The 11,945-nt window shown below is 73.1% G+C and carries 7 protein-coding genes; 5 read left to right on the forward strand and 2 right to left on the reverse strand.

The genetic code is table 11. The features are described from left to right. Positions 1–7: 7 nt before the first annotated feature. Positions 8–1,654 (reverse strand): PucR family transcriptional regulator, encoded by a 1,647-nt coding sequence (locus tag ACIQFU_RS29030; protein ID WP_402555331.1) that lies wholly within the window; start codon positions 1,652–1,654, stop codon positions 8–10. 88 nt (positions 1,655–1,742) lie between these two features. Between ACIQFU_RS29030 and ACIQFU_RS29035 the strand changes: the two genes are divergently transcribed. Next, on the forward strand, positions 1,743–2,699 hold the full coding sequence (locus ACIQFU_RS29035) for an LLM class F420-dependent oxidoreductase (protein ID WP_402555332.1): 957 nt from the start codon (positions 1,743–1,745) through the stop codon (positions 2,697–2,699). 256 nt (positions 2,700–2,955) lie between these two features. Here ACIQFU_RS29035 and ACIQFU_RS29040 read toward each other — a convergent pair whose 3' ends face one another. Then, positions 2,956–4,758, reverse strand: coding sequence for a glycoside hydrolase family 15 protein (locus ACIQFU_RS29040; protein ID WP_402555569.1), 1,803 nt, complete (start codon positions 4,756–4,758; stop codon positions 2,956–2,958). 585 nt (positions 4,759–5,343) lie between these two features. Between ACIQFU_RS29040 and ACIQFU_RS29045 the strand changes: the two genes are divergently transcribed. The 4 genes from ACIQFU_RS29045 to ald all read left to right on the forward strand — a co-directional run bounded on the left by ACIQFU_RS29045 (position 5,344) and on the right by ald (position 11,891). Further along, a complete protein-coding gene (locus ACIQFU_RS29045) occupies positions 5,344–7,011 on the forward strand; it encodes a CTP synthase (protein WP_402555334.1) in 1,668 nt (555 codons plus the stop codon). Positions 7,012–7,097: 86 nt separating this feature from the next. Continuing rightward, entirely contained in the window at positions 7,098–7,733 is a 636-nt protein-coding gene (locus tag ACIQFU_RS29050) for an NUDIX domain-containing protein (RefSeq protein ID WP_402555336.1), read from the forward strand. An 872-nt stretch (positions 7,734–8,605) separates the two neighbouring features. Further along, complete coding sequence (locus ACIQFU_RS29055; protein ID WP_402555338.1) at positions 8,606–10,633, forward strand: tetratricopeptide repeat protein; 2,028 nt, start codon at positions 8,606–8,608, stop codon at positions 10,631–10,633. 133 nt (positions 10,634–10,766) lie between these two features. Then, positions 10,767–11,891: an alanine dehydrogenase gene (ald, locus tag ACIQFU_RS29060; RefSeq protein WP_402555339.1), complete on the forward strand. Its 1,125-nt coding sequence runs from the start codon at positions 10,767–10,769 to the stop codon at positions 11,889–11,891. Positions 11,892–11,945 lie beyond the last annotated feature (54 nt).

The raw sequence follows: 11,945 nt of genomic DNA on the forward strand, positions 1-11,945 counted from the left end.
CCCGCGGTCACGGAACGTGCCGGCGCGCGCGCAGGGCCAGGCTCAACGCCAGTACGGTCTGCGGGTCGTCGAGGTCCGTGCCCAGCAACTCCCCGATCCGGGCCAGCCGGTTGTACAGCGTCTGCCGGTTGAGGTGGAGCTCGCGTGCCGTCTCCGCCTTGCGGCCGGCGTGGGCCAAGTACGTCTGGAGGGTGGGCAGCAGAGGCGGTTTCGAGCGGGCGTCGTGGTCACGCAGCGGGCCGATCGCCCGGTCCACGAACGCCGCGAGGTCCGGATGGCCGCGCAGCCGCCACAGCAGCAGGTCGATGTCCAGACGCCGGGCGTCGTACCAGGGCCGGTCGGTGAGGCCCTGCGCCGCGGTCGCCGTCTCCGCCGCGTGCCTGAGGCCCGCCGACGCCGCCGCCCAGCCGCCGGACACCCCCACGACCACGACCGGCGGCTGCGCCCCCGGCCGTCGCATCCCGGCCCGCTCCACGCCCGCCCGCAGCGCCGCCGCGACCCGGTCCGCGATCGCCGTCCGCTCCGACTCGGAGCGCAGCCCCAGCAGCAGCGGCACCCGGCCCTCCACCGGCCGTACGCCCAGCAGCACCGGAACCCCCACCGACGCCAGCTCCTCGGCGACCGCGCGGGCCAGCACGGCCCAGCCGCCGCCCGCCGGGGACAGGGCGTCGCCGAGCCGCATCACCACCGGGAGCAGTGGGCCGGTGCCCGGCTTGAAACCCAGGACGCGGGCCTGCGCGGGGGCGTCCTCCGCGGTGATCCGGCCCTCGGCGAGGTCGGTGAGGAAGTCGCCCCGCCCGCGCGCCGCCAGCTCCTCCTCCTGCCGCGCCTGCATCAGCACCACGGCGAGGATGCCGGCCGTCCGCTCCGCCGCCATCCGGTGCACCGGCGCCAGCGGGGACCGTACTGGCAGCAGGACGAGGCGCGCCCGGACCGACCCGGCGCCGGGCCCGCCACCCGGTACGTCCACGAGGACCGAGCCCGCCGGGGGCGGAGCGTCCTTGTGCGGGCCCCGCAGCCCCTCCCACACCTGGAGGGGGTCGGCGCCCTCGGGCCCGGAACCGGCTGCGTACAGCAGGCGTCCGTCGGGGGTCTCCAGGAACACGGGGTTGCCGGCGAAGTCGGCCAGGATGGCCAGCACCTGGGGCACCCCGCCTCCGCCCAGCAGCGCCTCGGTGCAGCGGCGATGCACCTCCTCGGCCCGCTGCAGCAGGGTGTAGTGGCCGTTGACGATCTCGGTGTGGATCTCCTCGGTGACCGTCACGAACGGCACCTCGCGGTGCAGCTGGACCAGCGGCAGCCCGGCCGAGCGGGCCGTGTCCACCAGCGCCGCCGGCAGCCGGGCGAAGCGCGGGCCCAGCTCCACCACGAGGGCCGCGATGCCGCGCTCGGCCAGCGTGCGGACGAACGCCCGCTGCTCGGCGGGACGGGTGCCCAGGCCGTACCCCGTGGTCAGCAGCAGTTCGCCGCCCTTGAGGAGCGAGGCGATGTTGGGCACCTCCCCGGCGTGCACCCAGCGCACCGTGCGGTGCAGGCGTTCGGCACCCGCGACGACCTCCGGCAGACCGCTGCGCAGACCGGGCAGCTCCAGTGCCCGCCGCACCGTGATCCCGGCGCCCTGGGTGTCGAATCCGCTGTTCATGCCGCTGTCCATGAGCCGGACGCTACCCGGCGCGGCCCCACCCGGGACATCCACCGGGCCCCCGGGGGTCGGCGGGCGGCGGATGGGTAGGGCACCGGACATGGACATCACCGTTGTGGCCGCCGCACGTGAGGACGCGAGTCCCCTGGACGAGCCCTTGCGCGTGGCGCGGCAGGCCGACCGGCTGGGTTACCCCGAGGTGTGGCTGGGTGAGGGGCCGACCTGGGACGCGTTCGTGCTGTCCGCCGCCGTCGGCGCGGGCACGCGGCGCGTCGCGCTCACCGCCGGGCCGGTCGCCGTGTCGGTGCGCGACCCGTACGGCATCGCGCGGGGCGCCGCCTCCGCGGCCTCGGTCACCGGACGCCCGGTCGGCGTCGCGCTCGGCACCTCCAGCAAGCGGGTGGTCGAGGGGGTGCACGGCCGGGCCAGGGAACGTCCGGCGGCCGTGCTGGAGGCGACCGCCGCGGCGCTGCGGGAGCTGCTCCACGGAGTGCCCGGCGAGCCCGTCGTGCCCGGCAGCGCCTTCCCCCGCCGCCACCGGCCGCCGGGCGGTCCGCTCACCGTGGCGGCCTTCGGGGACCGCGCGATCTCCGTCGCCGCCCGGTACGCCGACCGCATGCTCCTCGACGTCGTCTCGCCCGAGCAGGTCCGCGCCCTGCGCGTCAAGCTGCTCGCGGCCTGCGGCGAGGCCGGCCGGACGACCCCGCCGACGCTGGCCGCCTGGGTACCCGCCGCCGTCGACCCCGACCCCGCCTCCCTCACCCAGATCATGCGCAGCGTCGTGGGCTATCTCACGGTGCCCGGCTACCGCGAGATGTTCGAGGAGGCCGGCTTCGGCGAGGCGGTCGCGCTGGCCCGTACGGGGGCCGACGCGGACACCCTCCTGCGGACGCTGCCGAAGGAGGCGGCGGCCACCGTGGGCCTGATCGGCGACGTGGACACCGTACGGGCTCGTACGGGGGCGTACGCGGAGGCGGGCCTGGACGAGATCGCGCTGGTACCGGCGACGGCGGGCGACCCGGGCGGAGAACGAACCCTGACGGCGCTGGCCCCCTGAACGGCGGACCGGCCCAGGGACAGCCCGCCGCCGGGCCACCACAGCCCGGGGCGGATTCCCGGGAGCCGTGTCCCCCGGAGTGGGCGCCGCGGGTGGCCGGCGCTTCCACGGCCGTGGACGGGAAGGGATCCGGGATCCGGGTGCTTCAGCAGTCGGGGCGCACGCGGGGACCTGAGTTCCGTACCACCGACAGGCCGCCGAGCAGCACGGCGCAGGCCCCCGAGCCACCCGCCCTTCGTTCCGGTGCCCCGAGCGCTCAGCCCCCGTACGCCCCGCTCGCCGTCAGCCTGAGGGCCGTGTCGATCAGGGGCACGTGGCTGAAGGCCTGCGGGAAGTTGCCGACCTGGCGCTGCAGGCGCGGGTCCCACTCCTCGGCGAGGAGACCGATGTCGTTGCGCAGGGACAGCAGCTTCTCGAAGAGCTTCCTCGCCTCGTCCACCCGGCCGATCATCGCCAGGTCGTCGGCCATCCAGAACGAGCAGGCCAGGAAGGCGCCCTCGTCGCCCGGCAGACCGTCGACGCCCTCGTCCTCGCCGTCCGTCGGGTAGCGCAGGATGAATCCGTCCGAGGTGGACAGCTCCCGCTGGATGGCCTCGATGGTGCCGATGACCCGCTTGTCGTCCGGCGGCAGGAAGCCCATCTGCGGAATCAGCAGCAGGGAGGCGTCCAGCGCCTGCGAGCCGTAGGACTGCGTGAACGTGTTGCGTTCCTTGTCGTAGCCCTTCTCGCACACGTCCCGGTGGATGTCGTCGCGCAGTTGCTTCCAGCGCTCCAGCGGGCCGTCCGCGTCGCCGGACTCGATCAGCTTGATGGTGCGGTCGACCGCGACCCAGGCCATCACCTTGGAGTGCACGAAATGGCGGCGCGGTCCGCGCACCTCCCAGATGCCCTCGTCCGGCTCGTGCCAGTGGGACTCCAGGTAGCGGATCAGCTTGAGCTGGAGCACCGAGGCGTAGTCGTTGCGGGCCAGGCCCGTCATGTGGCCCAGGTGCAGGGCCTCGGTCACCTCGCCGTAGACGTCGAGCTGCAGCTGGTGGGCCGCGCCGTTGCCCACCCGGACCGGGGTGGAGTTCTCGTAGCCGGGCAGCCAGTCCAGCTCCGCCTCGCCCAGTTCCCGCTCGCCGGCGATGCCGTACATGATCTGCAGGTTCTCGGGGTCGCCGGCGACCGCGCGCAGCAGCCACTCGCGCCAGGCGCGGGCCTCCTCGCGGTAGCCGGTGCGCAGCAGCGAGGACAGGGTGATCGCGGCGTCGCGCAGCCAGGTGTAGCGGTAGTCCCAGTTGCGGACGCCGCCGATGTCCTCCGGCAGGGAGGTGGTGGGCGCGGCGACGATGCCGCCGGTGGGGGCGTACGTCAGGGCCTTCAGCGTGATCAGGGAACGCACCACCGCCTCCCGGTAGGGACCGTGGTACGTACAGTGCTCGACCCAGTCGCGCCAGAAGTCCTCGGTGGCCACCAGGGACTGCTCGGGCTCCGGCAGCGCCGGCGGCTCCTTGTGCGAGGGCTCCCACGAGATGGTGAACGCGATCCGGTCGCCCGGCGCCACCGTGAAGTCCGCGTACGTGGTCAGCGCCTTGCCGTAGGTCTCCGCCTCCGTGTCGAACCACACGGAGTCCGGGCCCGCGACGGCCACCGTGCGGCCCTCCTGCTTGTGCACCCAGGGGACGACCCGGCCGTAGCTGAACCGCATCCGCAGCTCCGAGCGCATCGGCACCCGGCCGGAGACGCCCTCCACGATGCGGATCAGCTGCGGCGCGCCGTCGCGCGGCGGCATGAAGTCGATCACCCGGACGGTGCCGCGCGGGGTGTCCCACTCGGACTCCAGGATCAGCGAGTCGCCGCGGTAGGTCCGCCGGGCCGAGGTGGGCGGTTCGGCGCCGGGGGCGTAGGCGGGGCCGAGCCGCCAGAAACCGTGCTCCCCGGTGCCCAGCAGGCCGGCGAAGATGGCATGCGAGTCGAAGCGGGGCAGGCACAGCCAGTCGACTGTGCCGTCCCGGCAGACCAGGGCAGCGGTCTGCATGTCTCCGATGAGTGCGTAGTCTTCGATGCGCCCGGCCACGTGCAACTCCAGTCGAACGGCCACGTCACCCCGCGTGGGGGCGGTCGCTAGTGCGGTCAGCGGTCAAGGGTGGGGTCAGGGATGTGTGTCAGGGAATGTGTGTCGAGGGACGCGTGCCATGCGTCTCATGCCTCTTGAGTCATGAAGCAAAGCAGCCGTTCGGCCGTGAAGCCAAACGTGGTCTCCCGAACGACAATTGTTGCTCAACGAACTGACGAGCTCTCGTTGTTCCGGTGCTGACGGGCGAGGGGTGGTGCCGTGTCGCCGGGCGGGCTCGGCAGCGAACGTCCGAGCAGGATACGACGCACGTAGATGATCTGTGTGCCGCTCCGGGCAACCCGGGTCCGCCGAACGGGTGACCACCGGGTGAGGAAACGGTAACGCTCCCTCCTGCGTGTCCGGGCGTGCGCGGAGGGTGGCCGGAAGCCACCGCCCCGAGGCGCTGTTACGCTGGTAGCCCGTGGACCGGTGGGAGAAAAACCCCGGAACCGCAGCGACGGCGCCGCCGACGACTCCCGGGACGACCGGGGCGGAGGACGAACGCACCGCACCCCAGACCGCGACCACGGGAGCCCCCTCTTGGCCATGCCGCCCACTGTTTTTCGAAACAGCACAGCCTCGACGACCAAGCACATCTTCGTCACCGGGGGTGTCGCCTCCTCGCTCGGCAAGGGGCTCACCGCCTCCAGCCTCGGCATGCTGCTCAAGGCCCGGGGCCTGCGCGTCGTGATGCAGAAGCTCGACCCGTACCTGAACGTCGACCCCGGCACGATGAACCCCTTCCAGCACGGTGAGGTCTTCGTCACCAACGACGGTGCCGAGACCGACCTGGACATCGGACACTACGAGCGCTTCCTCGACCGTGACTTGGACGGCACCGCCAACGTGACCACAGGCCAGGTGTACTCGGCCGTGATCGCCAAGGAGCGGCGCGGCGAGTACCTGGGCGACACCGTGCAGGTCATCCCGCACATCACCAACGAGATCAAGCACCGCATCCGCCGCATGGCGACGGACGAGGTCGACGTCGTGATCACCGAGGTCGGCGGCACGGTCGGCGACATCGAGTCGCTGCCGTTCCTGGAGACCGTCCGCCAGGTCCGGCACGAGGTCGGCCGCGACAACGTCTTCGTCGTCCACATCTCGCTCCTGCCCTACATCGGCCCTTCGGGTGAGCTGAAGACCAAGCCGACCCAGCACAGCGTCGCCGCCCTGCGCAACATCGGCATCCAGCCGGACGCGATCGTGCTGCGCTGCGACCGCGAGGTCCCGACGGCGATCAAGCGCAAGATCTCCCTGATGTGCGACGTCGACGAGGACGCGGTCGTGGCCTGCCCCGACGCCCGGTCGATCTACGACATCCCGAAGGTCATCCACACCGAGGGTCTGGACGCCTACGTCGTACGCAAGCTGGACCTGCCGTTCCGCGACGTGGACTGGACGACCTGGGACGACCTGCTCGACCGCGTGCACAAGCCCGAGCACGAGATCGTCATGGCCCTGGTCGGCAAGTACATCGACCTGCCCGACGCCTACCTCTCGGTCACCGAGGCGCTGCGCGCGGGCGGTTTCGCCAACCGGGCCCGCGTGAAGATCAAGTGGGTCACGTCCGACGACTGCAAGACCCCGGCCGGCGCCGAGGCGCAGCTCGGCGACGTCGACGCGATCTGCATTCCGGGCGGCTTCGGCGAGCGCGGCGTGACGGGCAAGGTCGGCGCGATCAAGTACGCCCGCGAGAACAGGATCCCGCTGCTCGGCCTCTGCCTGGGCCTGCAGTGCATCGTCGTCGAGGCCGCGCGCAACCTGGTGGACATCGCGGACGCCAACTCCACCGAGTTCGACCCCGCCACCGCCCACCCGGTCATCTCCACCATGGCCGAGCAGCTGGACATCGTGGCCGGCGAGGGCGACCTGGGCGGCACGATGCGGCTCGGCATGTACCCGGCGAAGCTGGCCGAGGGTTCCATCGTGCGCGAGGTGTACGACGGCAAGGAGTACGTCGAGGAGCGGCACCGTCACCGTTACGAGGTGAACAACGCCTACCGCGCGGAGCTGGAGAAGAAGGCCGGCATCCTCTTCTCGGGCACCTCCCCGGACGGCAAGCTCGTCGAGTACGTCGAGTACCCGCGCGACGTCCACCCCTACCTGGTCGCCACACAGGCCCACCCGGAGCTGCGCTCGCGCCCGACCCGCCCGCACCCGCTCTTCGCCGGGCTGGTCAAGGCCGCGGTCGAGCGGAAGACGTCGAAGTAACACACCAGTTGTACGGTTGGCCGGGGCACGCGCACTCAACGGCGCGGGCCCCGGCTTTCGCGTACGTCTGGAAGGGCAGGTCACCGATGACGGGCAGCACGATCAAGGACACTCCCGAGGAGTGGGAGATCCGGGGCAGCCAGACTCCCTTCCGGGGCAAGAAGACCTCGGTCCGCACGGACGACGTGGTCATGCCCGACGGCTCCGTGGTGACCCGCGACTACCAGGTCCACCCCGGCTCCGTGGCCGTCCTCGCCCTCGACGGCGAGGGCCGGGTGCTGGTCATCCGGCAGTACCGGCACCCCGTGCGCGAGAAGCTGTGGGAGATCCCGGCCGGGCTGCTCGACGTCCCCGGCGAGAACCCGCTGCACGCCGCCCAGCGCGAGCTGTACGAGGAGGCGCACGTCAAGGCCGAGGACTGGCGGGTCCTGACCGACGTCTACACCACCCCCGGCGGCTGCGACGAGGCCGTACGGATCTTCCTCGCCCGGGGCCTGTCCGAGGCCGCGGGCAAGCGCTTCGAGGTCGAGGACGAAGAGGCCGACATGGAGCTGGCGCGGGTGCCCGTCGCGGACCTGGTCCGGGGTGTGCTCGCGGGGGAGCTGCACAACAACTGCCTGGTCGTGGGCGTGCTCTCGCTGGTCGCGGCGGAGCGGGGCGACGGCCTCGACGTCCTCCGCCCGGCCGAGGCGCCGTGGCCGGCGCGGCCCTTCGAGGCCTGAGGCCCGTCCGGCGGTTCAGGCCGCGGGGAACCCGTGGTGCCTCGATGTCGCTGGTGATTGTCGCTGGTGAGCAAGGCAATGGGCCCTCCAGCGAGCGCAGCCGAGCGCGGGGGAGCCGGCAAGCGACGACACACCGCCTGGGATACCTCCCATGCCCGTGAGCCCCGTGAGCCCCGTGAGCCCCGTGAGCCCCGTGAGCCCCGTGAGCCCCCTGAGCCAGTAGGGAAGGGCGTGCCGACCCCCGCGTCTGAGGCCTGAGCCGCCGGACAGGTCCCAGGGTGCGGCGGGAATCCCGGGGCGCGCGGGTGCGGGCGCCGTCGCGCCGGTCGCGCGGCGGCCGGGTCTTTGGCAGTGGCCCGGTTTCCAGGTGTCGCCCGCGGCCGGGCCTCGGTCGTCCGGTGTCGTCCTGGTCGGGGCCGGGGGACGGGGCCCGGGGGCGCCTGCCGGGAGCGGGCGGCACCGGGGCGCGCGGGTGCGGGCGCCGTCGCGTCGGTCGCGCGGCGGCCGGGTCTCTGGCAGTGGCCCGGTTTCCAGGTGTCATCCGTGGCCGGGCCTCGGCTGTCCGGTGTCGTCCTGGTCGGGGGCCGGGCCGGGGCCAGGGGCCGATGGCGCCTGCCGGGAGCGGGCGGTCGGTTCCGGCACGGGCCGGAAGGCGCCCGGGGGCCAGCTGCCCGAGGCCGGGCCCGGTCCCGCTCCCGGGCGGGGCCCGCTCGCGGAACTGCGCAGGTCGATGTGACGATCGGTTGATCCGATCAGGGGATCTGCCCGCCGCGCTCCGCCCGGAACGTCGCAGAGCGTGAACTAGGCTCGGGAATCGCCCGAACCGGGCTTCCGGCGGGCACCGGCGTGCGGTGGGATCGGGAGTGTGGCCCGTGACGGATCAGGCGGTGGACACGGACGGCGCACGGCTGTCCCACGACCCTGCCGAGGAGAGCGGATTCCTCGGCCGCACCCGGGAGCTCAAGGAGCTGCGCGCCGACATCGAGCGCGCCGGCCTGGACACCCTCTCCGGCCGCAAGGCCCCCCGCGCGCGCGTGCTGCTCATCGCGGGCCGGCCCGGCTCGGGGCGCACCGCGCTCGCCGAAGAGCTGGCCGCGCAGGTCGCGGACGCCTACCCCGACGGCGTGCTGCGGGCCCGGCTGAGCGAGCCCGACGGCACCCGCGTGCCCGTCGAACGCCTCGCCCGGGAGCTGCTCACCGAGCTGGACCGCACCGCCCCGCCCGGCGCCGACGAGGACGACCTCACCGAGGCCCTGCGCGACGCGCTCGCCGAGCGCAGGGCCCTGCTCCTGCTCGACGCCGTCGCCGACGCGGAGCAGGTCGACGCGCTGCTGCCGGACACCCCCGACTGCCTGGCCGTCGCCGTGGCCGAGGGCCCGCTGACCGGCATCGCGGACGTCCGGCCGTGCACGCTGGGGGGCCTGGACACCAAGTCGGCCGTGGAGCTGCTGTCACGCCGGACCGGCTCGGTGCGCATCACCGTCGACCCCCGGGCCGCCGAACAGCTGGTCGAGCTCTGCCAGGCCCAGCCCGCCGCCCTGACCCTGGCCGGCGGCTGGCTCGCGGCCCGTCCCCAGGCGGCCGTCGCCGACCTCGCCAAACACCTCCACGCGGAGAACGAGGAAGGCAGCGCGCTCGCCCGTGTCTTCCGCCTCGTCTACGCGTCCCTGCCCAGCTCGGCCGCCCGGATGCTGCGGCTGCTCTCCCTGGCCCCGGCGGGCCTGGTCGACCCGCACACCGCCTCCGCGCTCGCCGGCTGCTCCGTGAACGGCGCCCGCGGCACCCTGGACGACTTCGTCACCCTCGGCCTGCTGCGCGCCGCCGACTCACCGCTGCCCGAGTACGAGGTCCCCGGGTGCCTGCACGCGCAGCTGCGGCACCTCGCGCGCAAGCACGACCGGCCCGCCGAGCTCCAGCTGGCCCGCGCCCGCATGCTGGAGCGGACCGTGCGGCTGCTCCAGTCCTGCCGTGCGGTCACCGAGACCGACAGCCCGCAGGCCCGCGAGAAGCTCCTCACCACGCCGCGCGACCTGCGCTTCCCGCATCCCAGGGCCGCCGCCGACTGGCTGCGTGCCCGGCGTCCCGCCCTGCTGGCCGCGGCCCGCCTCGCGGTCGCCGACGGCGAGCTGGACACCCTCGCCCGCAGACTCATGTCCCAGCTGGTGCGGGCCATGGTCGCCCACTTCGGCACCCGGGCCGCGGCCCCCGACCTGTACGGCATCCACCGCCTCGTCCTCGACGTGGCCGAGCGCCGCGAGCTGCCCCGGGAGCAGGCCGCGGCCCTGCTGAACCTGGCCGACCTGGACGCCCGCACCGGCCGTACCGCCGAGGCCCTGGTGCGCTACCGGGCCGCGCTGGACGCCGGACGCGAGGCCGACGACCCGTACGCGACCGGCCGCGCGATGGAATCCGTGGGCGGCGCACACCTGGAGCTCGGGGACTACGACCGCGCCGCCGACTGGTTCGGCAGGGCCCTCGCCCAGCGCCTCGCCCGGGACGAGCGGGCCGACGCCGCCCGGGTCTACGGCAGGCTCGCCACCGCCCACACCTACGCCGGACGCTACGGCGAGGCGGTACGGGCCTGGCGGGCGGCCGTCGCCGGGTACCGCAAGTGCGAGGACGTGGCAGCGCACGCGCGGGCGCTGTCCGAGCTGGCCCGGGTCCAGGAGTACGCCGGACGCCCCGAGGAGTCGCTGCGCACCTGCCAGGAGGCCGTCGACTGGGCCCGCCGGGCCGAGGACGACCGGCTCCAGGCCGCCCTGCACCTGCGGCTCGCCGACACCCTCGACCGGCTCGGCGATCCCACGGCGGCCGGACTGCAGCGGAGTGCGGCCGAACGCATGCTGAGGGAAGATCCCGCAGACGCCTGCGAAATCCGCAGCGCAGTGACTGAAGATTGATGCTTTGGAAGGCTAGACAGAGGGAACGCCTTCATTAAACTGGCTCTGCCGCACTTTCTCCTGCGGTCTGACCCGGTGTGCCCGCGCTTGAACGGGTATGCCTTGTAATAGCCCATCCTCTGAGCCAAGGACCGTGATCCACGTGAAGGTCGGCATCCCCCGCGAGGTCAAGAACAACGAGTTCCGGGTGGCCATCACCCCCGCCGGCGTGCACGAGCTGGTGCGCCACGGTCACCAGGTGGTCATCGAGCGCGACGCCGGCATCGGTTCCTCGATCCCGAACGAGGAGTACGTCGCGGCCGGCGCGCGGATACTCGACACCGCCGACGAGGTCTGGGCCACCGCGGACCTCCTCCTGAAGGTCAAGGAGCCGATCGCGGAGGAGTACCACCGCCTGCGCAAGGACCAGACGCTCTTCACCTACCTGCACCTGGCCGCCTCGAAGGACTGCACGGACGCGCTCATCGAGTCCGGCACCACCGCCATCGCCTACGAGACGGTCGAGCTGCCCAGCCGCGCGCTGCCGCTGCTCGCCCCCATGTCCGAGGTCGCGGGCCGGCTGGCCCCCCAGGTCGGTGCCTACCACCTGATGGCCGCCAACGGCGGCCGCGGTGTGCTGCCCGGCGGAGTCCCCGGTGTGCTCGCGGGCCGCGCCGTCGTCATCGGCGGCGGCGTCTCCGGCTGGAACGCGGCACAGATCGCCATCGGCCTGGGCTTCCACGTCACCCTGCTCGACAAGGACATCACCAAGCTCAAGGAAGCCGACAAGATCTTCGGCACGAAGATCCAGACCGTCGTCTCCAACGCCTTCGAGCTGGAGAAGGCCTGCCTGGAGGCCGACCTCGTGATCGGCGCCGTGCTGATCCCGGGCGCCAAGGCCCCGAAGCTGGTCACCAACGAGCTGGTGTCCCGGATGAAGCCCGGAAGTGTCCTTGTCGACATCGCGATCGATCAGGGCGGCTGCTTCGAGGACTCCCACCCGACCACCCACGCCGAGCCGACTTTCCCGGTCCACAACTCGGTCTTCTACTGCGTCGCCAACATGCCCGGCGCGGTGCCCAACACGTCCACCTACGCGCTCACCAACGCCACGCTGCCGTACATCGTGGAGCTGGCCAACCGTGGCTGGGCCGAGGCGCTGCGCCGCGACCCCGCGCTGGCCAGGGGCCTCAACACCCATGACGGCAAGGTCGTTTACAAGGAGGTCGCCGAGGCGCACGGCCTGGAGCACGTCGAGCCGGCCTCGCTGCTCGCCTGACCTGCCGCCCGGCCGACCGGCCGGCCCGCGTGGCCGGTAAATCGGCTAAGTCAT

The sequence above is a fragment of the Streptomyces sp. NPDC093065 genome, assembly GCF_044754585.1.
In the GTDB taxonomy this organism is placed as follows: domain Bacteria; phylum Actinomycetota; class Actinomycetes; order Streptomycetales; family Streptomycetaceae; genus Streptomyces.

Excerpts from the sequence above, each read along its gene's own strand:
- ACIQFU_RS29035 (WP_402555332.1), top strand. The coding sequence starts at position 1,743 with ATGGACATCACCGTTGTGGCCGCCGCACGTGAGGACGCGAGTCCCCTG.
- ACIQFU_RS29030 (WP_402555331.1), bottom strand. The coding sequence starts at position 1,654 with ATGGACAGCGGCATGAACAGCGGATTCGACACCCAGGGCGCCGGGATC.
- ACIQFU_RS29045 (WP_402555334.1), top strand. The coding sequence starts at position 5,344 with ATGCCGCCCACTGTTTTTCGAAACAGCACAGCCTCGACGACCAAGCAC.
- ACIQFU_RS29050 (WP_402555336.1), top strand. The coding sequence starts at position 7,098 with ATGACGGGCAGCACGATCAAGGACACTCCCGAGGAGTGGGAGATCCGG.